The organism is Paraburkholderia phytofirmans OLGA172, from assembly GCF_001634365.1.
In the GTDB taxonomy this organism is placed as follows: Bacteria; Pseudomonadota; Gammaproteobacteria; order Burkholderiales; family Burkholderiaceae; genus Paraburkholderia.
Genome location: NZ_CP014578.1, coordinates 1,610,847 through 1,631,697 on the forward strand (window position 1 = coordinate 1,610,847; position 20,851 = coordinate 1,631,697).

The 20,851-nt window shown below is 57.9% G+C and carries 14 protein-coding genes and 4 pseudogenes; 12 read left to right on the plus strand and 6 right to left on the minus strand.

Annotated features, from left to right (window positions below; all coding sequences use genetic code 11):
• Positions 1-315 precede the first annotated feature (315 nt).
• From rpoD to AYM40_RS06950, 5 genes and pseudogenes are all read right to left on the minus strand, one after another.
• Entirely contained in the window at positions 316-2,274 is a 1,959-nt protein-coding gene (gene rpoD, locus AYM40_RS06930) for an RNA polymerase sigma factor RpoD (protein ID WP_063497883.1), read from the minus strand.
• A 635-nt stretch (positions 2,275-2,909) separates the two neighbouring features.
• Complete coding sequence (locus tag AYM40_RS06935; RefSeq protein ID WP_236720911.1) at positions 2,910-4,493, minus strand: PucR family transcriptional regulator; 1,584 nt, start codon at positions 4,491-4,493, stop codon at positions 2,910-2,912.
• 781 nt (positions 4,494-5,274) lie between these two features.
• Positions 5,275-5,850, minus strand: a pseudogene (locus AYM40_RS06940) (LysR family substrate-binding domain-containing protein); the annotation flags it as partial.
• Positions 5,851-5,868: 18 nt separating this feature from the next.
• Entirely contained in the window at positions 5,869-7,215 is a 1,347-nt protein-coding gene (locus AYM40_RS06945) for an IS4 family transposase (protein ID WP_063495219.1), read from the minus strand.
• 62 nt (positions 7,216-7,277) lie between these two features.
• On the minus strand, positions 7,278-7,676 hold the full coding sequence (locus tag AYM40_RS06950; RefSeq protein ID WP_063495575.1) for a LysR family transcriptional regulator: 399 nt from the start codon (positions 7,674-7,676) through the stop codon (positions 7,278-7,280).
• 101 nt (positions 7,677-7,777) lie between these two features.
• On the opposite strand from AYM40_RS06950, the gene glaH reads away from it, so the two are divergent.
• The 7 genes and pseudogenes from glaH to AYM40_RS38145 all read left to right on the plus strand — a co-directional run bounded on the left by glaH (position 7,778) and on the right by AYM40_RS38145 (position 13,796).
• Entirely contained in the window at positions 7,778-8,713 is a 936-nt protein-coding gene (glaH, locus tag AYM40_RS06955; RefSeq protein WP_063495576.1) for a glutarate dioxygenase GlaH, read from the plus strand.
• Positions 8,710-9,990 carry an L-2-hydroxyglutarate oxidase gene (gene lhgO, locus AYM40_RS06960; RefSeq protein WP_063495577.1) on the plus strand — a complete coding sequence of 427 codons (1,281 nt, stop codon included), beginning with the start codon at positions 8,710-8,712 and terminating at the stop codon, positions 9,988-9,990. Before glaH ends, lhgO begins: the two co-directional genes overlap by 4 nt.
• A gap of 538 nt (positions 9,991-10,528) precedes the next feature.
• Complete coding sequence (locus AYM40_RS06965) at positions 10,529-11,599, plus strand: aromatic acid exporter family protein (protein WP_063495578.1); 1,071 nt, start codon at positions 10,529-10,531, stop codon at positions 11,597-11,599.
• Between the two features lie 230 nt (positions 11,600-11,829).
• Positions 11,830-12,294, plus strand: a pseudogene (locus AYM40_RS06970) (IS5 family transposase); the annotation flags it as partial.
• Positions 12,295-12,299: 5 nt separating this feature from the next.
• Entirely contained in the window at positions 12,300-12,701 is a 402-nt protein-coding gene (locus AYM40_RS06975; RefSeq protein ID WP_181448408.1) for a hypothetical protein, read from the plus strand.
• 27 nt (positions 12,702-12,728) lie between these two features.
• Positions 12,729-13,205: pseudogene (locus AYM40_RS06980) on the plus strand (tyrosine-type recombinase/integrase); the annotation flags it as partial.
• A gap of 46 nt (positions 13,206-13,251) precedes the next feature.
• Positions 13,252-13,796: pseudogene (locus AYM40_RS38145) on the plus strand (transposase).
• Between the two features lie 183 nt (positions 13,797-13,979).
• Here AYM40_RS38145 and AYM40_RS06985 read toward each other — a convergent pair.
• Entirely contained in the window at positions 13,980-14,921 is a 942-nt protein-coding gene (locus tag AYM40_RS06985) for an IS5 family transposase (RefSeq protein WP_082854984.1), read from the minus strand.
• A gap of 194 nt (positions 14,922-15,115) precedes the next feature.
• Here AYM40_RS06985 and AYM40_RS43430 point away from each other — a divergent pair, with 194 nt between their 5' ends.
• The 5 genes from AYM40_RS43430 to AYM40_RS07010 are packed head-to-tail and all read left to right on the plus strand — an operon-like array spanning position 15,116 to position 20,831.
• On the plus strand, positions 15,116-16,981 hold the full coding sequence (locus AYM40_RS43430; RefSeq protein WP_082854985.1) for a 3-hydroxyacyl-CoA dehydrogenase NAD-binding domain-containing protein: 1,866 nt from the start codon (positions 15,116-15,118) through the stop codon (positions 16,979-16,981).
• 45 nt (positions 16,982-17,026) lie between these two features.
• Positions 17,027-17,830, plus strand: a complete 804-nt coding sequence (locus AYM40_RS06995) for an enoyl-CoA hydratase-related protein (RefSeq protein WP_063495581.1) — start codon at positions 17,027-17,029, stop codon at positions 17,828-17,830.
• 54 nt (positions 17,831-17,884) lie between these two features.
• Positions 17,885-19,102, plus strand: a complete 1,218-nt coding sequence (locus AYM40_RS07000) for a CaiB/BaiF CoA transferase family protein (RefSeq protein ID WP_063495582.1) — start codon at positions 17,885-17,887, stop codon at positions 19,100-19,102.
• A gap of 35 nt (positions 19,103-19,137) precedes the next feature.
• Positions 19,138-19,887 carry an electron transfer flavoprotein subunit beta/FixA family protein gene (locus tag AYM40_RS07005; RefSeq protein ID WP_063495583.1) on the plus strand — a complete coding sequence of 250 codons (750 nt, stop codon included), beginning with the start codon at positions 19,138-19,140 and terminating at the stop codon, positions 19,885-19,887.
• Positions 19,887-20,831, plus strand: a complete 945-nt coding sequence (locus AYM40_RS07010; protein WP_063495584.1) for an electron transfer flavoprotein subunit alpha/FixB family protein — start codon at positions 19,887-19,889, stop codon at positions 20,829-20,831. The genes AYM40_RS07005 and AYM40_RS07010 overlap by 1 nt, the downstream gene beginning before the upstream one ends.
• The last annotated feature ends 20 nt before the right edge of the window (positions 20,832-20,851 follow it).

Genomic DNA, 20,851 nt, shown 5'->3' on the forward strand with positions numbered 1-20,851 from the left:
AGAAAGTAGTAGAGTTTAATGGTTTTGTTACTGAGGCGTTTTAACGACCAAATATCGCCCTTGCTAACGATCTAGATTGCCTTCCAATTGAAGAGTGCGCGATAATAGTTTGTCTTGCTATTCGGTTGTTGCGCTTGAAGCGAAAAGTAGGCGGGAGTCCGACAGCGCCGATGACAGTCGAAAACAGGAGAAGATGATCTCCTTGATTGAAGAATAAAATGGAGCAAACTAAGGGCGGATGGTGACTTGACCGGCACCACGGGAGCTGAGGGGCGCGGTGGCCATCTTCAATATTGCCGCCCTTGGCCATTGGCGTCACCGTTCATCAAGCGTTGCCCTCAGGCCGTCTGCTGAGGTGGGTTCCATGAGTTTTTTCATTGCGCTTTGTTCAATCTGACGGATGCGTTCTCGAGAAAGCTCGAACTGTTGGCCTAACTCGTCAAGCGAATAGCTTTTAGGCACGTCAATGCCAAAGCGCAGGCGGATGACTTTTGCTTCGCGATATGTAAGGGTATCAAGGGCATTTCGTACTACTGCACGCATGTTCTCATACTGCACAATGTCGACTGGAGAGTGACCCTCTGGCTGTGCGAGTACGTCGCCCAAAATGGTCCCGCCTTCTTCGCCAATCGGAGTCTCCATCGAGAGTGGCTCCTTTACGGTGTCAATCATTTTGCGTACCTTGTCTTCGGCCATGCCCGTATGTTCTGCCAATGTCGCTGCATCGGCATGTCTACCGGTGTGGTGCAATATCTCTACGGAAGTGCGGTGGAGCTTTGCTATTGAGTCAACCATATGAACTGGCACGCGAATCGTGCGACCCTGATCTGCGAGTGCTCGAGTTATTCCTTGGCGTATCCACCACGTGGCGTAGGTCGAGAATTTCCAACCGCGACGATACTCAAACTTGTCGACAGCTTTCATAAGTCCAATATTGCCCTCTTGAATGATGTCTGAAATTGGCAGTCCGCGATTTGCGTACTTTTTAGCAATTGATATCACCAGACGTAGATTAGCCACGGTCATTTCGTGCTTTGCCCGTTGCATCTGACGATCGGCCGTCGTCATTGCGCGATGTGCTGCTTTTAGATCAGGCAGGGGTGAGGCGACGCGGGAGCATATTGCAATCAGCTGTTTTTGTTGAGATTGTAGCTCGGGGAGCACGCTGGCGACGGCGTTGCTGTATGGGAGTGACGCGTTGGCAAGGTTACCCCCCCACGCGAGGTTGGTCGCATTATCCGGAAACTGAGCGATGAATTCACTGCGAGGCATCTTGGACAGGTCGACGAGCAATCGGAATATATTGCGCTCGGAGTTCCGCGTTTCAGCGACTATTGAACTCATGTTGGCGCATAGGCGTTCAATGGTCTTCACGGTTAGCCGCAATCTCCCCAGTTCGTTGCGCACGGCGTTCCTTGCACAGCGGTACGCGTCGGAATCGACGCCTTGCGTTGTATAAGCTAGGTCCATGGCGTCGAAGTGTCGAGCGAGGCACCTGAAGATCGGCAGGCAGCGTTCTTTCAGTTTGGTGAGCCGAGACTCGTCATCCGGCATCAACTGAGCGTCGGGATCTTCGTTGTCGGTTTCTGCGACGTAGGCACGGGCCTCTTCGGTGGCGGAGAAATCGTGTTGCACTAGACCATCCACCAACTCGTCTATGCCCAGTTCGTTGCGAGCCACGGCGCTTGAGAGTTCGAGAATGATCGCAATGGTTGCGGGGCACACTGAAATTGCGTCAACCATACTACACAAGGAGTTTTCGATACGCTTGCCTATCTCAATCTCTCCCTCGCGGGTCAGCAGCGCGGTCGCCGCCATTTCCCGCAAATAGATCCGCATTGGATCCGTAGTTCGACCGAACTCGGAATCGACAGTTGAGAGGACACTTTCGGCATCCTCATCCACTTCATCGTCCGAGGAGGTTGTCGTCGCGCCGACGCCGAGCAAGATCAGGGTTTCGGGATCTGGGTCCTGTTCAAACACCTGAATTCCAAGTTCCTCGAACGTACTGACGATGTTGAGCATCGCCGCTGTGCTTAATAGGTCTTCATTCAAGTGATCGTTGATGTCCCGATGCGTTAAATACTTGCGATTTCTTCCCAGTTGGATTAGGGCGTGAAATTGCAAACGACGCTCCGTGGTTTCGCGCGCTGAATCGGGACAACCCAGCGTTACGCGATTTTGCCCGGGTTGAACGTCTTGAGTTGATCGGTCCTTTTCATCCGATGAGATGGGTGGCTCTGTTGCCAACGAATTTCGTGTGCCGCCTGCCATAGCTTTCACCTCTGCTGGTCGTGGTCTGCTCTGCGCTCGCCTTAAACTCGCCTCGGTACATGTCGGTCGCTCTGCGTTGTCTACCCGCTATATCTCCTAATGTCGATGAATATCACCCTGGCTCAGACGATTAAGCGATAATATGGCGCCTGCACATCCGGCCGCGTCGTTTGTTCTTAGAGGCCGCCGCGTGTTCCACTAGCGACGCGTTACTGATCACTTCAAGTCACGCCGGAATCTGCATTATTCCCCAAGGGGAATGCTCGTCAACGTTCGTCGCCTATAAAGCGCACACTTTCTGTGATTCAGCAATTTTTCGCGAAAGAGGTGGGCTTGCGATCTGAGAGACGGCGCGATCATTCGGTCTCAATGTGTGGGGCTCGCCAAGCAACGTCGGGCGCCCGCATCAATGTGTGACTGCTGAGGGCCAATCGTGCTCGGCGGAGAACTTCTCGGACTGTGTGCAGGCTAGCGGGACCGGCCCGAGTGTATGCAAGCAGAAGTGGCGTTACGGGTAAAGAACGGGCAATGACGGGCTGTCTTCGAACACAATCCGACTATGTACTTCATCGTAAATGTAGTCGGGAACATTGTGTCGGCCTATCAGCTTGGCGCCAAGCAACCCGGCTGCACAGTCAACGAATTTGGTAATTTTTTGCGGGGGCTCTCTGATGGAGGTGGTAGTCGAGGCAGTCAAGTTCACCGACCGTGGTGGCATAAGCCTGCAGGTGTGCTTCTCCCGACCAGTTGAAGATAATCTTCATCCGCTTCGAGCACGAGGGTGACCCGCACCACCGGCTAGGAGGTGCAGGTCTAGGATTGACTATCAGCCAATAGTTTGTGCTGCAGATGGGAGGTCGATTCGCTATCACTAGCCAGTTGGGTGTTGGCAGCAGTTCCTGCCGCGGGATCCTGAACAAATATTGCCGTGGTATGCATACGGGCCCTGTTGAGTCGCCCGAAGCGTTTTGCCGACTTATCAGCTTGCGCGACGCAGTTTCACCGCGACGTAGAGTTTCGCTGCCCAGCCTTGGTCGTCGAGCCTGGCACCGAGCAAGCATCTCGATGCGCTCGAGCCGGTAGTTCAGAGTATTCGGATGGATGTCGAGGACGGCGGCCGTCGTTTTGCGTCGCTGGAGTTGTTCGAAGTAAGTTTCCAGCGTCAACAACAGGTCGGGTTCGTGGGAAAGTTGCTCGATCAGCGAGACCAGATAGCGAAGGACGTTGTCGGATCTACACACGCTTTCGTCGATAGCGATATCCGAGTACATATGAACCCTGCTCGCGGGATTGGCGCGCAGGCCAAAGTCAAGGGCCTTGATCGCTTCGTCGACAGATGTCGCCCATCCTTTCGCGCCATGGTTCATGAGGCCGACTCCCACGGCGCCGATTTGTGGCAACGCCTCCATGAGCGAGGCGGTTCGATCCGCCATCAGCCGATCGCTGACGGCGACGGAATCGCCTTGCGTGCACGGCACCCAAATGACCACCCGTCCACGATGTATGACGCGCACCAGGTCGTGGGGCTTTGTCTGCAGATAGCGCGCGATCGAGAGTGCGAAATGATCCAGCTCGCCTTCGAGCCTGGACGGAGCGATCTCGGCGAGCCGCAGGTCGACGGCGAGCGCTATGCGCGGAACGGTAGGGTCAAGTTCCAGGGTTTCAGCGGCTTTGCGGAAGCCATCGGCATCCTCGGAAGACCCAAAGACAATGCTGCACAACTGGTAGCGCAACGTGTCGCGCCAGCGAGCCTGTTGATATTGCTCGTCCAGATAAGCTCGCGTAATGCTTTGGGCGACGAGATCGAAGAAGCCGAGCAGATAGGGCGAGACGACGAACAGCAGTTCGTCGCGCAACGTCTCATCACTTTCGCCTAGTTCGAGATAACAGCGCCAGACTTCAAGAGAGCCAAGGCGAAACGCACGGACTAACGACAGTAGTGGAATGCCTTGGTGAATACGCCTTCTGCCGAATGCGTCGACTGCCTCCATCGCTTCTGGGGAGGGAAGTGCGCCGTTGACAATTGACTGGAACCAAAGCTTTGCGGATAGCGTGATCGAGTCGACGATGTCTCGTCGCACGGCCGGGGTGAGGGCTATATAGCCGTCGATATCCGTCAGAACGGAGTAGGTGCGGTCAATAACGCACGAAGGGTCCGCCGCGAGCGTGGCGGTCCTCTCACGTAGACGTCTGGTCATCTTCGGGACGTTGATGGTCACAGTCGGCACGGGCCAGTTGACGGACATCGACCGAGTTTTAAAGCGCGGTAATACGCGGCTACATTATATGCACTTGGTGAAGCATGATGCTGCAGATTTTTTAAAACACTGTGTTGCGCCTTGCCATGGCTGAACCAGGGAGCTCGTTCTTCAGGACTTTGCTTTGCCGCCAGCGACGGCGGGTGGCGGGAAATCGTTGATGCGTGGAGAGGTGTTCTGGGCGGAAGGAACAATTGAGCGTTCATGTGAAGACGTGAGGGATCTGCGCTATCGTTCTCCGTTGATGGGTATTTCCAATATCTGCAAAATGTGCAAGCCCGGCGACCCTGTGCCACGCTTTCCCTCGATAAATTCTTACAGGACGTAGACATAGGCCATTGACATCGGTTGCACAGGGAGCCTGCCAACGCCTCCCCGGGTGGGCATTGACAATCAAGTTGCGGGGTCGTTGCCCGACCGTCTCGAGCAGGTATACGCTCAGCAGGCGGTTGAGTTTGCGGCCGAAGTCCGGTCCAGCCTCAGGGATTCAATCCGACGTGGCCGGATAAGATTGACTCACGCTTCCATCCGGACGCTCGAATGTCGGCCCTGCCCAGACAGCGGGCCTTCGCGCGCGGATCACGTCAGTCATGTCGTCGGCCAAAACCGTCCTTCACGTCCCAGTGCAGTCCGTCGATTGTCGAAGTCCATGGGCAGCTCCCATGAGGGTTGCATTCGTCCTCCATCTCAAACTCCAAGCACCATGCTGGCTTTGGGTCCGACTAGCGCCCGCTGCCTTATTTTACGGCACCGATATGAGTGCAGAGGCGTCGCGGCCGAGACCACCGGAGGACATGACAGAAACAACAAATGCCCGCACACAAGGCGAATGCTCGCGCACTCTATAGGCCACCGCGAGTTCAACCTGGTCTTTAAAGTCAGCCAGCGCTTTGAAGACTACCCCGGGTTGTGCGAACGCCCTGACTGACTGGGGCACGAGTGCAACGCCGTAGCCAGCCGATGCCATGCTGACAGCAGTGATGAAATCATTGACGCGATATTCAGGCTCCGCGTCGAACCCGCCAATGCGACCGAGTTTAGCAAGTTCCTCCGCGAAGCCTGCGGCTTCGTTGAATTGTGGCTCGATGAACGGTAGTCCGCGCAACTGCGACGCCTTGAGCAGTTTCGCCCGCGCCAGCGGACTGTCTGTCGACACCGCGATCAGCAAACGTTCCCTCTGAACGACCCGAGCGGTGACCCCCTCAGGATACTGCGCCCGCGGTCGAATGAATCCGACATCAACCGCCCCATCTGAAAGACGCTCCAGTTGTGTTGGCGTTTCCATAGCCACAATGTGCATGCGAACGTCCGGGCGAGCCGCCCTGAACGCATCTCGTTATACAGAAGTGTCGTAGCCGTCGCGCAAGATCTGGATGGTGCTCACAGCATCCATGACTCGCTGCATGCCAATCCACAACGTCTTCGCGCCCGGTTCACCATCGCTCTTGCGCCCGAGGAATCCACCCAGTGACGCGATCATCCGTATCATCTGGTTCAGTGTCGGTGGTTTTTTCGGACGCGCCTTCTTGCAGAGCACGTGAGCACCATGTATCTCGTCAGCCGCGAAGAATAGCGACGCGTTTAGCTCCGGACACGTTCTGCCCACACGCATGAGCCGTGCAATACGCCACGATACGACCATGTACAGCGCAAGTGCCTTCTCTACCCGTTCCATCTGCGAGAGCTGCAGCGCCTCAACCCGGCAGGCGTTCTTCAGGACATTGAAGAACATTTCTATTTCCCATCTCGCGCGGTACCAGTCGATGAGTTCGATGAGCGCATCCGCATCACCCGCTTCGCGGTTGGTCACAAGACGCCAGATGACTGGCTTTACGCCCGCTGGCGCATCCACCTCATACGCCTCGACGCAGGTGAGCGTGACGCTGACGCGACCGGGCAGCGTAATGCGCTGGCTGCGCAGTTCCTGCTTCACTTCACGTGCCTTCTGGCCACTGCGCCCGGGCAGCACGAAACTGATACGGCCGAGCACGTTACCCGCGTGCACCTTGTCCCACAGCTTTTCTTCGTCCTTCAAGGCACGGTTGTGCTGCGAGCGGATCAGCCAGTCCGCCGGTTCACCCAATTCCTGCGCACGCTGCATGAGCGCCGCGATGTCGCCTTCACGATCGGCCACATACACCAGCCGCGCGTCTGGCAGGGCCCGTGCCTGTTCGGCCACGATCTCATAGCTTTCGATCCACCGCGCACTTTCCCTGACTCCGCCACGCCTGCCGTTTGCATCGCGTGACTCGCGCGCCCACATCCAGGCATTCATCACACCCAGCGGCTCCCGATCCGGTGTCACCGCATAAGTCGCGTGAAGATACATGCCCACCTGTGCTTCATAACTGAGTGGGCCGGCCCCTTCGATGTCCTGACCGTTAAAGTTCAGCTCTGTCGTATCGGCAATGCACAGCACCACCGGCAACGCTCCCATGCGCGCCGTGGTGCGATCCCAATGCGGCTGCATCATGTCGCGCCAGTCGATGCGCTCATTGCCTAGAAAGCGATATGCTGCCATCGTCTCGGCCCAGCCTTCGCACGCGCCCGGAATGCTGGCCGTGGGCCGGCTGGCAAACCGTTTGATCAGTTCCTTCGCGCGCCGGTCTCGCCGTGGATCGCCCAAATCCAGAGTCTCAAATTCTTCGTCCACCCATGCTCCCGCGTCGTTTCGGATCTTCATGCTGAAAATCCGAGAGTAAACGCGAAATCCGCATTGTTAACAACCCCCTTCCGGCTACTTTGCTATCCAACATCGTCTCCGGAACTGTCGATTTGTGTATAACGAGATGCCCTGAACGCCCTAAGCGTGTTTGGCAGTAGTCCGGACGTAACCGCTGACCCCACATAGCTCAGCGCGACTTGACCCGCCTCACCTCGCGCAGCCAAACGCCCGACGCGATCTGCGCGTTCCAGTTGGCGAAGGGCTGCCGTGGCCTCGATCAAAAACACCTCGCCGGCGTTTGTCAACGTTATCGCCGCGCGTTTGTTCCTGTTAAGCAGCCGCACGCCGAGATCGGTTTCGAGCTTTTTGATCTGCTCGCTCAGCGCTGACTGCGCAATGTGCAGCCGGTCGGCTGCACGGGCAAAGTGCAGATCTTCGGCCAGCGTGACGAACAACTTGATTTGTCGACTGTCGACCATTATTTAATCTGTTTCACAGAACAAAAATTCTCTTTTTATGTATTTAACTCATCAAAATTAAAGAGTCAAATAGCCACACCTCTTAACCCGGACCCCCGTTCATGAACGCTCGTACCGACCTCCCAGTTGCCGCATCCATCGATTCGCAGGCCAAGTTTTCCATCGGCAACCATCCTCATCACGCACGCTTGCGTCACGTAACGGTGCGACGCGAGGCGTTGGAGAGTTTCTTCTCCGCGACGAGGAGCATCGACATCCAGAATCTCGAATATGTGCCCTTCATGCGCTTCATGCTGGCTGACGCGCTGAACCAGGCGGCCGGCGACGGCTTCGCGCCTGCGCTGCGGCAACTCGTACAGAATCGTGCTACCGGAGGATTCACGATCGGCGTTCAGGGCGCGGCTACTAGCGGCGACGAGTTCGTCAAGTTCGGAACGGCTGTCGGGCATCTGCTGGGGCCGGTCAACCACGACGCGATGTCTGGCACGTACTACGCGAGATTTGTCGTAAAGGACACGGACAGCAGCGACTCGTACCTGCGTCAGGCCTACCGCCTGTTCACGCTCCATACTGACGGGACGTTCGTAGAGGAGGCGACTGAATGGCTGCTGATGATGAAGTTCGCGGAAGAAAACGCCGTCGGTGGGGAGTCGCGCTTCATGCATCTCGACGACTGGCTCGAGCGCGATGCCTTCCTCAACCACCCGCTTGGCACGCGGCCATTTCTCTATAAGGCGCCAGGGTCGAAAAACGTTAATGCGGAGGTTGAACGCCCGGTCTTTTTTCAAAGCGAGTACGGCCTGGCCATGTCTTTCATCGATCAATTCGTCCAGCCTCGTTCCTTGTCGGAAGCGCGTTATCTGCACGACCTGTCCGCTTCGGTGGAAGCCTCTTGCGCAACACAGGAGGTACCGCTGCCCGTCGGAGAGCTTGTGGTTCTCAACAACTACTTCTGGCTGCACGGGCGGGCGCCGTTCCAAAAGAACGCATCGCTTCATCGTGAGTTGATGCGCCAACGTGGGATGTTCTCCAAATGAGCACTGTTCATCACCTTCGCGGATATGATGCCGACGTTCTGATCGTGGGCGGCGGCATCGTCGGTGTCTCCACTGCCATGCAGTTGACCGCGCGCTATCCCGGTCTGAGCGTGTTGCTACTTGAAAAGGAAGCGTCGCTCGCGGCTCACCAGTCCGGGCACAACAGCGGCGTCATCCACGCCGGTGTGTACTACGCGCCGGGAAGTTTCAAAGCGGACTTCTGCAGGCGAGGGGCCGCGGCGACCTATGAGTTCGCGCGGCGCCACGACGTTCCGGTTGAGCGTTGCGGCAAGTTGATCGTTGCGACGAACGACGTCGAAGTCGAAAGGCTGCATGCTCTCTATACGCGTTGTCAGCAGAACCAGCTCGAGCCGGAAATGCTCGGCGAGGCAGCGTTGACAGAGCTTGAGCCCCGCATCGTCGGCCGTGCGGCCGTGCGCGTTGCCACCAGCGGTATTGCAGACTATCCGGCCATTACCGGAGCGATGGCTCGCGTGGCGCAGGAGCGTGGTGCACAAATCCTGCTCAACCAGCGCGTCGAGACACTGCACGAGGACGCAAACGGGGTGAGCGCGGAGACGTCGAGTGGTCGCTTCCGGGCAAAGTACGCGATTGTCTGCGCGGGCCTGATGGCCGACCGGTTTGCGAGGATGTGCAATGTCGAACTCGACTTTCGCATTGTTCCGTTTCGCGGTGAATACTACCGCTTGCCTGCGTCAAAGAACGACATTGTCAAACACCTGATCTACCCCGTTCCCGATCCTGATCTTCCTTTTCTTGGTGTGCATCTGACGCGCATGATCGGCGGCTATGTCACAGTGGGGCCCAATGCGGTGCTTGCACTGGCGCGCGAGGGCTATAGTTGGGGGGACGTGAATCTGGGCGATCTTTCCGAAATGGCTGCATTCCCCGGGTTCTGGAAAATGCTCAGGAAGTACACCGCATCTGGCCTGACTGAAGTACGCAACTCGCTTTGGAAGAGGGGGTATCTCGAACTCTGCCGGAGATATTGCCCTGAACTCGTTTTGTCAGATCTTGAACCGTATCCGTCGGGAGTTCGCGCGCAAGCAATAATGAAGGATGGAAGCATGGTGCACGACTTCCTTATCCGTTCGTCCCTGCGAAGCCTTCACGTTTGTAACGCGCCATCTCCGGCGGCCACCTCCGCTTTGCCAATTGGAGCACATCTGGTCGAGGAGTTCGACAATCGCTTTGGTGTGTCTTCATTCACCGGCTCACGCTCCCCACGCAAAGCGCTCAGTTTAGCTGCCGGCTAATTAGTAGTATCCAAATTTATCTTGGTAGATGCCTTCACGCAAATTACGTCGAAGGAGGCATGCGCTCGTGCTCGGCGACCAAGGCGGTCCGTCGAGTGGAGCGAAGCGGCCACAAAACAATCGCCGCTTCGGGTAGCTACGCATGCGCCAAACGGTCTGAGGCCAACATCGTCCGGGATAGCTTGGCCGACACGAGACATTCGTCGGTCGCGCCCAAAGCGGGCATTCACGATCAGCCGCAGCCGTTCGCATTGTGGGCGTCCGCAACGCACCTGCGGTTTTTTAATGCTGCCGCTGCTTGCCGCGCAGTGGGTCGAAAATCACAGTTTTGCCAATCGTTAGTAACCCTAGAAGAATACGCACAGACAACGGCCTAGTGACGGGCGCCTCAGCTGAACTGAGCGAGTTGCCCGTGGTAACTCGACGCTTCACCAATGGCACCTGATACCCGTCAGTGTCACGGAATGGGCGCAGCCAAGAGGTTGCACCGAATTTAGTGCTCCGCATCTGACTCAACTTCAACGGGTGGGAAAGTACCGTGTCGAACTTGTACATCCACAAACCCCTCACACCATTTCGTCGTGCGATCGCGCGCTTTTCGCTGTCTGAAACAGCGAAATACGCGAAGCTTACGCTAGGTCTCTGGATTGGCTTTGCAATCCCTTCGTATTTTGGCTATCCGGAGGCCGCCGTCTCGCTCGCTGGCTCGACCATGCTGACGCTGGCACTCGGCAGTTCGATTTCCGCTGCGCGCAGCTATTTCTATAAACGCGTTGTGTCGAACGTCGTGGCCATGCCGCTGGGCACGCTGCTGATCTGGTTCACCGCGCCACATCTGTGGCTCGGCGCATTCCTGTTGCCTCTGGTCATTTTCGCTATCGTCCGCATCAAGCCGTCGTTGTTCCAGATGACCAGCGTCACTGTGCCAATGACGCTCGTTCTCTATACCGGCGAGCACATGCCGCTGCTCGAACAGCGCCTCATTGGTGTGGTGCTGGGCATGCTTCTCGGCTTCATCATCCAGCAGGTAGCCTGTCCGCCAGATCATGGCTACTGGGCCAACAGCCTCGTCAACGACGGAAACCAGCAAGCGACGGAGGTCATGTCACTGCTAGCCAGCGGGGCGTTGGACAAGCGGGAAATCAGGCCGCTGACCGCAAAACTGCGAGCATCGAGCACCAATCTCAAGCAGGCGAATACCCTGTTGAAGGCAGATCTTGAGCAGGCGTGGGTGTCTCCGCACCTTAACCGGAACCGTGTTCGCCTTCCCCTGTTCGGGTGCTATCACGAGGTCTTTGATTCTCTGGTCAACTTTCTGGAAACAATGGATACGTTTCATGACCAGTTCGTCGCGCTCGATGCGCGATGGAAGGCAGCCTTTCTTGCCGGGCTGGGCAGGCTTGTTTCAGCGCACCTGGAACTGGCTAAAGTAGCAGACCTGAGAATGGAACGCCCGGGCCTGGAAATGGCTCCGCTCAAGATGGAGGACTTGGGGCCGCTCATAGAAGACCTACCGGTCTCCAGCGTATTCACAAGTGTGTATCTCGGACATCTGACGGGATACGGCATCCTGCTTTGCAGGCTCAGCGAACTGCATTGCGAACGATGAACCGCAATGTAACGGATGAATGCGACCGGTCCTCAACCGACCCGACATCCTGGTCGCAGTCGTCGCAGCAAAGTCGCCGGATCACGTTAAAAGTCGAGATCAGACCGCTCGTTTTAGTGACGCGGGGTTGCGAAACTCGATCTAGATACTATGAGGGCAGCAAAAGTCCTGGCGTTGATGTCTGGGTGGACTATCCTGGAAGATAGGATGGTTAATCAGGGAGACTCCTGATGACGCAACTGGGTCTTGGTCTGGATCTGTCAACGAAACGCACGCGCAAGGGGGAATTCCTGGAAGAGATGAGGCGCGTGGTGCCGTGGTCGAAGCTGATTGCGCTGATCGAGCCGCGCTACCCGAAGGGTAAAACGGGACGGCCGCCGTTCCCGATTGCCACGATGTTGCAGATTCATTTTATGCAACAGTGGTTTGGCCTGTCGGATCCGGCGATGGAAGAGGCGCTCTATGAGGTGCCGCTGTACCGCGACTTTGCAGGGCTGGATGGCGGCATGACGCGTTTGCCCGACGAGAGCACGATCCTGCGGTTTCGCCACCTGCTCGAAGGACATGGTCTGGCTGTGCAGATGTTTGCGCTGGTCAATGAGATTCTGATCGATAAGGGATTGATGCTCAAGGCAGGATCGGTGGTGGACGCCACCCTGATTTCAGCGCCCACATCGACGAAGAATGTCTCGGGTGCGCAATGCGCTGGAAAATCGAGACGTTTCACAAGATTCTGAAGTCCGGATGCAATGCCGAAGAGTCGAGGCTGCGCTCGGCCGACCGGCTGGCCAACCTGATTTCTGTGTTTTGTATCCTTAACTGGCGAATATTTTGGTTGACCATGATTAATCGATCCGCGCCCGGTGCACCCTCTCAACTTGCGCTGACACAGGCAGAGATCGAACTGCTCGACCAGGTTATCAAGGACACGGCGCGAACGGCCCAGGCACCGCCGTTATCGCGCAGTCTTATCAAGCTCGCACAGCTCGGAGGTTACCTCGCCCGTGCAAGCGATCCGCCTCCTGGCAACACCGTCATCTGGCGCGGCTTGCGTCGCCTAGTCGATATCCAGTTGGGCTTCGAGCTTAAAAATTGTGGGTAATTGCAAGGATGCGCTGACGGATACGAACAGCCGCGTCGCGGACGCACGAGGCGGCTGTTCGAGGGGCCGCTGTCGGATCGCAGCCAGCATCAGGCGCTGGGCATCCTCTCGGGCCTCATGACGTACCTGGTAAGCGCCAGCTATCTGGCAGGTAACCCGCTCGCGCTGCGCCGTGGGCGTACGACTTCAGCCAGGCGATCCCGCCGGGTCGAGCGCTACCTCGATCATGCGTTGTGGGATCACGTGCTTTCGAGCGTCGAGCAGTGGCCGCGATTGACCGAGCGGGACGAGCAGCACTACGAACGCAGCCGCTGGCTGATCCGCCTGCTGTATCACACCGCGGTGCGGGTTTCTGAAGCCGCGAACGCAAAGGCGGCCGACTTCTATCAGCGCCGCGGCAAATGGCGGTTGCACGTCATCGGCAAAGGCGGCGCCGAGGGCGAGGTGCCGGTTGGCGATGCGTTGATGGCCGACTTTGCACGCTATCGCGCCTTTCACGGTCTAAAGCATCGAGTTTGTGTGTTCGGACATGTGGAAACCCTATCTGGACATGATCAAACTCCATTGCACGGGGGCGCTGAACATTCTGGACCGCTTTCACATCGTCGCTAAACTCAACCTTGCCATCGACGAGGTCCGTGCGGGCGAAGCACGCCAACTGGTCAGGGACGGCTACGAGCCGGTGCTTAAGAAGTCACGCTGGTGTTTGCTCAAGCGCCCGGGGAACCTGACCGACTCCCAGCGCATCAAGCTGCGTGATGTGCTGCGCTATAACCTCAAGAGCGTACGAGCCTACCTCTTCAAGGAATACTTCCCGCACTTCTGGGACTACGAGTCACCCGCATGGGCAGGTAAATTCTCGATCAGTGGTGCAACGAGGTCATGCGTTCGCGCATCGACCCGCTCAAGAAATTCGCTCGCACAGTACGCAGCCATCGAGAACTGTTGCTCAACTATTTCCGGGCGCGAAAGGCGTTCTCCAGTGGCATCGTTGAGGGATGGAACAACAAAGCGAGAGCTATGCGAAAAGCCTATGGATATCACCTTCAATATGACAGAACTCTCGCTATATCATGTACTTGGCAAACGTCCTGAGCCAGAACTCGCCCATAGATTTTACTTAGGAAGGTCTGAACAACCCGTTTTCTGCTTCGGATTTTTAACTGGCACACTCAGAGCGAAGATCGCGCCTTCATTCGCACTGAGTTGAGCCACTACCGGTCGCGTCTTGCCATCGGCGCTGCGCCCGTGCGGTGCGTTTCCGTCCTTCATTGCGCTTCACAGCGTCTTGCGCGCCATCCAGAGATTGGCCAGCGCGAACTGCGTTTCGATCTGCGCCGTGTTTTTCGCCAATCCCCGATACCGTGCCTTCAGATATCCAAACTGACATTTCAGCACCCGAAACGGGTGCTCCACCTTCGCTCTCACGCCCGCTTTGAGCCGCTCGATCTCGTCGTAAATTTTATCGATTCGTTTGCTCTTGTCCAGCTTTCGCCGCTTGCTCGGCCTCATCGCGACGTGCCACTGAACCGTACCCGTTTCGCCTCGCTTCTCGATGCCCACATAGCCCGCGTCGGCAAATGCAACCTTCTCCTTGCCGTGTAGCAGCGCGTGCGCCACCGTGATGTCGTGAACGTTCGCCGGCGTGCACTTCACCGTGTGCACCAGACCCGATTCGGCATCGACTCCGATATGGGCTTTCATGCCGAAGTACCAGCTGCCTCCCTTTTGCGTCTGGCTCATCTCGGGGTCTCGCGTGCCGGGCTTCTTCGTCGAATTGGGCGCGGCAATCAGCGTCGCGTCGATCGCAGAGCCCACCTTGAGCATCAAGCCCTTCGCCTGCAGGATCTCATTGACCGTCGCCAGCATGCTGGCCGACATTTCATGAGCCTCGAGCAGGTGCCGGAACCGCAGGATCGTGCTCTCGTCGGGCAGTCGCGTCATGCCTACGTCCAGCAGCGCGAACTCCCGATACAGCGGAATGTCGTGCAGCGCCTCCTCCATCGCCGGGTCCGAGAGACTGAACCACTGTTGCATGAAGTGAATGCGCAGCATCGTCGCAATCGGAAACGGCGGGCGGCCAGTCTTGCCTTTAGGGTAGTGCGGCTCGATGAGCGCAATCAGTTTCTGCCACGGCACCACGCGTGTCATCTCGTCGAGAAATTCACGCTTGCGGGTGCGCTTCGTTGACAGATCCAGACCAAGACCAAGTTGCGTCATCGCGTAACTCCTTGAATTCCCCTGCTCCCAGGATAGTCCACGCTCACGTCAACGCCAGGACTTTTGCAGACGTTCCCTTACAAAACAAAAAAGCATGAATTCAAAAAAATCGCAAATGCTCGATTGGAAGGCACCAGGAACCGTCTATCTTGTAGGGGTTCATTCCCATCTTGATCGAGGCATCGGAGAACATAATGTCTGTGGACAAACCAGTCCGTCGCATTGCAATCGTTGGAACCGGCGTCATCGGCGCGAGTTGGGCCGCACAGTATTTGGCGCGCGGGTTCGATGTCGTGGCCACCGACCCAGCCCCGAATGCGGAATCCGACCTCCGCAAATATATCGACCATGCCTGGCACGCGCTCACCGCACTGGGGCTATCGCCGAACGCCTCCCGCGATCGTCTTGAGTTCGCCGCCAATGCCCAGCAAGCCGTGTCGGCTGCGGATTTCGTGCAGGAAAACGGGCCCGAGCGACCGGACTTCAAAATCAGATTGTTCGCAGAGCTTGACGAGGCCGCTCCCGCCGAATCGATCATCGCGTCGAGCTCATCGGGGTTGACAATGAGCGTTATCCAGTCGGGCTGCGAGCGTCCCGAACGCTGTGTCATCGGCCATCCTTTCAATCCCCCCCACATGATTCCCTTGGTCGAAGTGGTGGGAGGCGCCAGGACCTCGCCGAACACCATCGAGCGGGCCATGCGATTCTATGCCTCGATTGGAAAAAAACCGATCCATATTCGCAAGGAGATGGTTGGCCATGTGGCCAACCGCCTTCAGGCAGCACTCCTGCGCGAGGTCGTCTACCTCATCGACCAGGGCGTGGTCGACGTCGCCGACGCCGACACGGCCGTGTGCTGGGGCCCGGGATTACGCTGGGGAGTCATGGGTCCGAACCTGCTGTTTCATCTTGGCGGGGGGGCGGGCGGGATGGCGCATTTCTTGGAGCATCTGGGCGGTCCGATGGAGAGTTGGTGGAAAGATCTTGGCGCTCTAACGGCGTTCACACCCGAGAGCAAACGGACGCTGATCGACGGGACAGCGGAGGAGGCGCAAGGGCGCCCCATCGAGCAACTCGCCGAAGAGCGCGACGGCATGCTGCTGCGACTGCTGAGTCTGCGAACAGAGTTCGAGAGATCGGCACGTACCGCGGTCGGCGGCATTGGTATCGCCGGGCGCCTGTTTTTTCTCGATCTCAGCGGCGGGCGGATCGCGTCTGTGAACCCGGATGGAACCGACCTCAAAGTCATCGTCGAAGGGTTGCGGACACTCCCTGACGGTCTCGCGGTCGATCTCGGGGCTGGCCATATCTACTGGACAAACATGGGCCATCCGGACGCCAATGATGGTTCCATCCAACGCGTTGACCTCGATGGACGGAATTTCACGACGATCATCCCGGAGGGCGCAACCTTCACGCCCAAGCAGCTCAAGCTCGATCAAAACAACGGCAAGCTGTATTGGTCGGATCGCGAGGGCATGCGAATCATGCGCGCGAATCTGGACGGCTCCCAAATCGAAACGCTCGTGCAGACGGGCGCCCGCGATGCCGATCGCCGAGACGAGAGGAACTGGTGCGTGGGCATTGCCGTCGATGCCGACCGCGGCCAGATCTATTGGACGCAAAAGGGGCCGCCCAAGGCCGGCCATGGCCGGATCTTTCGCGCCAGTATCGAGATACCGAGCGGCCAGAGTGCAGCACATCGATCCGATATCGAACTGCTCTTCGACAACCTGCCTGAGCCAATCGATCTCGACCTCGATCTGGCGAACCGGATGATCTACTGGTCCGATCGTGGAGAACCGCCGCGCGGCGATTCGATCAACCGCGCACCCATGGACGCGCTTCCCGGTAATCGCAGGGATCCTGAGATTCTGCTGACCGGCTTGGCCGAAGGCATTGGCCTGTGCCTCGATCTCGCGGGGGGGCGGATGTTCTTCACCGATCTGGGCGGCACGGTCTACGGCGCCAAGCTCGACGGGTCGGAGAAGAGGACTTTGCTCATCATGCAAGGGAATCTTACGGGTACCGCTTACGCCGCACCACTCGGCCGCAACTGACGCGAATGCTGCAGCCATCTCATTCTCAACTCGTAGGAGACTCTGATGACTTCTGCTGTGCCAGGCTTGCCGCTCGAGAATGTCATTTACGAGAAGACCGGCCCGATCGCGTATGTGACGATCAACCGCTCGAAAGTGCTCAACGCTCTCAATAGAGACACCTTAGCGGAACTGAGAGCGGTATTCGATGATATTCGTGCGGATTCCGTTATCCATGGCGTCATCCTCACCGGCACCGGCGACAAGTCGTTTGTCGCCGGCGCGGATATCGCCGAGCTCGCCAGCCTTACCCCCGTGCAAGCCAAGGAGTTCGCCCGCAACGGACAGGAGGTTTTCAATCTGATCGAATCCCTCGGAAAGCCGGTAATAGCCGCGGTCAATGGCTTTGCGCTCGGCGGCGGCTGCGAAATGGCAATGGCTTGCACAATCCGGCTGGCCGTCGAGGACGCTAAGTTCGGGCAGCCCGAAGTCAAACTCGGCGTCATTCCCGGTTACGGAGGTACGCAGCGTTTGCCGCGGCTAGTGGGGAAAGGAGCGGCTCTCCATCTGATCCTGTCCGGCGGCATGATTACTGCGCAGGAGGCCCATCGGATCGGACTCGTCAATGAGGTCATGCCCAGAGCCGAGCTTCTTGCTCGCGCTGAAGCCATTCTGCGACAAATTGGATCGAATGCGCCTCTGGCCATCAAGTTCGCGCTGGAAGCCGTCAATAAGGGTCTGGAGGGGACCCAGGAGGAGGGGCTGTGCATTGAGGCCTCGCTTTTCGCTCTCTGTGCCGCGACAGCGGACAAACAGGAAGGTACCTCAGCCTTTCTCGCCAAGCGGGCGCCCAGTTTTCAAGGTCGATGAAGCGTTGCAAGCTGCAACTTCGCATGCAGGTTCGGAATTATTTGGAGTGATGGTATGTCAACGGACAGTGTGTTTTCCGGTCTGAAAGTTGTGGACGTTGCAAGTTTTATCGCCGGGCCCGCCGCCACGACGGTCCTTTCGGACTTCGGCGCCGATGTTATCAAGGTGGAACCGCCAGGGATCGGAGATCCATTTCGTAGTACTTATCTGTTTCCGCCGCATCCTTCCTTGAAGGAAAACTACATGTGGCAGCTCACCAATCGCAACAAGCGAAGCCTCGTGGTCGACCTGAAGAATCCACAGGGGCACGAAGTTCTGGCACGGCTAGTCCGGTGGGCCGATGTTCTCGTTACGAATTTCCCTCCCCGCGTCCGAAAAGCGCTGAAACTGGACTACGAGGATATTGCCCCGCTCAATGCGCGTCTGATCTATGCGGACGTCACGGGATACGGCGAACTGGGCCCCGAAGCCGATAAACCCGGTTTCGACATAACGGCCTACTGGGCGCGTTCGGGGCTGATGCAATTTACGCGAGACGCCTCGAGTCCGCCAGCGGTGCCGGTCCCGGGCATTGGTGACCACGCGACGGCGATTTCGCTCTACGCCGCCATTGTGACGGGGCTTTACCGGCGTGAGCGCACCGGCAAAGGCTGCAATGTCTCCACCTCACTAATTGCGGAGGGTGCTTGGGCGACTGCTCTCTGGCTGCAAGCCGGGTTGTTCGGCGCGAAGTTCAATGGCGAAATCGACCGGAAGAATCCGCCGAATGCTCTCTTTGGAGCAAGTTACCGGACCTCGGACAATCGCTGGCTCCTTCTCTCGTTCGTTGTGGAAGACAAGAACTGGCCTGTGTTCGCAAAAGCGATCGAGCGTGCCGACCTGCTGGCAGACCCACGGTTCGCTGATTCGACGAACCGTCACACCAACGCCGGTGCGCTCGTCGCCGAACTCGATCGTGTGTTTGGCGCCCAAACACTAGGGCACTGGAAGACGCTTCTCGACGCCGCGAGCCTACCGTACGGGGTCGTGCAAATCCCAGAAGAGATCGTGAAGGATCCGCAGCTCTTGGCAAATGGGATTATCGTCCCCATCGACGACGGCAGCACCAATCCGAGATATACGGTGAACAGCCCGGTGACGGTTAAGGAGTCGCCCAAGGTCGCGCCTCGGGTTGCTCCTGGCCTGGGCGAACACACCGACCAGGTCTTGCAGGAGCTCGGGTTTGATGCGGATCGGATCGATGGCTTGCGTGCATGCGGTGCCATTGCGTAAGCCCACCAACCTCCAATCACGGTTGAGCTCGAATCATGAAAATCCTTGTTCCTGTCAAGCGCGTCGTCGATTTCAACGTCAAGATCCGAGTCAAATCGGATGGTTTGGGAGTCGATCTAGCCAACGTCAAAATGTCAATCAATCCTTTTGACGAGATTGCCGTTGAAGAGGCGGTCCGGCTCAAAGAGAAGGGCCACGCGACGGAGATCGTGTGCGTGTCCATCGGCACAGCCCAGGCGGAGGAAACGATTCGCGCCGCCCTGGCGATGGGCGCCGACCGTGGGATCCTGGTCAATTGCGATGGCGAGTTGGAACCGCTCGCGGTGGCAAAGATCCTCAAGGCCATTGCGGAAGAAGAGAAGCCAGACGTGATCATCCTCGGCAAGCAAGCGATCGACTATGACTGCGACCAAACCGGTCAGATGCTTGCGGCGCTGCTTGGTTGGCCGCAGGGAACCTTCGCGTCGAAGGTCGCCATAGAGGGCACTGACATGATCGTCACTCGCGAAATTGATGGCGGTCATCAGACGGTCAAGCTCAAGCTTCCGGCCATCGTCACAGCCGATCTTCGGCTGAATCAGCCCCGCTATGCGAGTCTTCCCAGCATTATCAAAGCGAAGAAAAAACCGCTGGACAGGAAGCCGCTGAATGCCTTTGGCATCGACGTCGGCCCTCGGCTCGAAATCCTGAAAATGGCCGAGCCACCCCACCGAAAGGCGGGGGTCAAGGTGGCCTCGGTCGCCGAGCTCATCAGCAAACTCAAGACCGAAGCAGGAGTCCTGTGATGACAACTTTATTATTAGCCGAACATGACAATGTGTCGGTCAAAGACGCGACGTCCAAAGCCGTGACGGCGGCAAAGCTTCTGGGCGCTGAGGTCCACGTTCTGGTCGCGGGGTACGGGTGCGGGGCGGCAGCCGAAGCGGTCGCGAAACTCGATGGAGTCGGCAAGGTTCTGATCGCCGACGCGCCAGCCTACGAGCATATGCTGCCGGAGCCGCTTGCGGATTTGGTCGCGTCCCTGGCTCCTTCCTACGATGCGCTCGTCGCCCCTTCGACGACGACCGGAAAGAACGTGATGCCGCGGGTGGCGGCCTTGCTCGACGTGATGCAGATTTCCGACATGATGAAGATCATCGCGCCGGATACGTTCGAGCGGCCCATCTTCGCCGGCAACGTCATCGAAACCGTGCGATCAAAGGATGCCAAGAAGGTGATCACCGTTCGGACCACCGCCTTTCCGGCAACCGGGTCGGGCGGCTCGGCACCGATCGTAGCCGTGGACGCCGTCGCCGACCCGGCGATTTCGAGCTTCGTCGGCGAAGAGCTGTCAAAGTCCGACCGGCCTGAGCTCACCATGGCAAAGATTGTGATTTCAGGCGGTCGCGCGCTCCAGAGTCGAGAGAATTTCACCAAGTATATCGAGCCTGTTGCCGACAGACTGGGCGCTGCCATGGGCGCATCGCGGGCGGCGGTCGATTCCGGCTACGCACCGAATGACTGGCAGGTTGGGCAGACCGGCAAGATCGTAGCTCCAGATCTCTATATCGCCGTCGGAATTTCGGGCGCCATCCAGCATCTCGCCGGGATGAAGGAATCTAAAATCATCGTCGCCATCAACACCGATCAAGACGCTCCGATCTTCGAGGTGGCCGACTACGGGCTCGTTGCCGACTTGTACACGGCGCTCCCGGAGCTCACTGCCGAGCTCGCCAAGCTCGGAAAATAGTCCGCGTTCGTCGCAACGGC

What these genes read in the sequence shown, in the direction of transcription:
- AYM40_RS06945 (WP_063495219.1), bottom strand. Translation starts at nt 7,215, where the DNA reads ATGAAGATCCGAAACGACGCGGGAGCATGGGTGGACGAAGAATTTGAG.
- AYM40_RS06950 (WP_063495575.1), bottom strand. Translation starts at nt 7,676, where the DNA reads ATGGTCGACAGTCGACAAATCAAGTTGTTCGTCACGCTGGCCGAAGAT.
- AYM40_RS07000 (WP_063495582.1), top strand. Translation starts at nt 17,885, where the DNA reads ATGTCAACGGACAGTGTGTTTTCCGGTCTGAAAGTTGTGGACGTTGCA.
- AYM40_RS07005 (WP_063495583.1), top strand. Translation starts at nt 19,138, where the DNA reads ATGAAAATCCTTGTTCCTGTCAAGCGCGTCGTCGATTTCAACGTCAAG.
- rpoD (WP_063497883.1), bottom strand. Translation starts at nt 2,274, where the DNA reads ATGGCAGGCGGCACACGAAATTCGTTGGCAACAGAGCCACCCATCTCA.
- AYM40_RS07010 (WP_063495584.1), top strand. Translation starts at nt 19,887, where the DNA reads ATGACAACTTTATTATTAGCCGAACATGACAATGTGTCGGTCAAAGAC.
- glaH (WP_063495576.1), top strand. Translation starts at nt 7,778, where the DNA reads ATGAACGCTCGTACCGACCTCCCAGTTGCCGCATCCATCGATTCGCAG.
- lhgO (WP_063495577.1), top strand. Translation starts at nt 8,710, where the DNA reads ATGAGCACTGTTCATCACCTTCGCGGATATGATGCCGACGTTCTGATC.
- AYM40_RS43430 (WP_082854985.1), top strand. Translation starts at nt 15,116, where the DNA reads ATGTCTGTGGACAAACCAGTCCGTCGCATTGCAATCGTTGGAACCGGC.
- AYM40_RS06975 (WP_181448408.1), top strand. Translation starts at nt 12,300, where the DNA reads ATGCGCTGGAAAATCGAGACGTTTCACAAGATTCTGAAGTCCGGATGC.
- AYM40_RS06985 (WP_082854984.1), bottom strand. Translation starts at nt 14,921, where the DNA reads ATGACGCAACTTGGTCTTGGTCTGGATCTGTCAACGAAGCGCACCCGC.
- AYM40_RS06995 (WP_063495581.1), top strand. Translation starts at nt 17,027, where the DNA reads ATGACTTCTGCTGTGCCAGGCTTGCCGCTCGAGAATGTCATTTACGAG.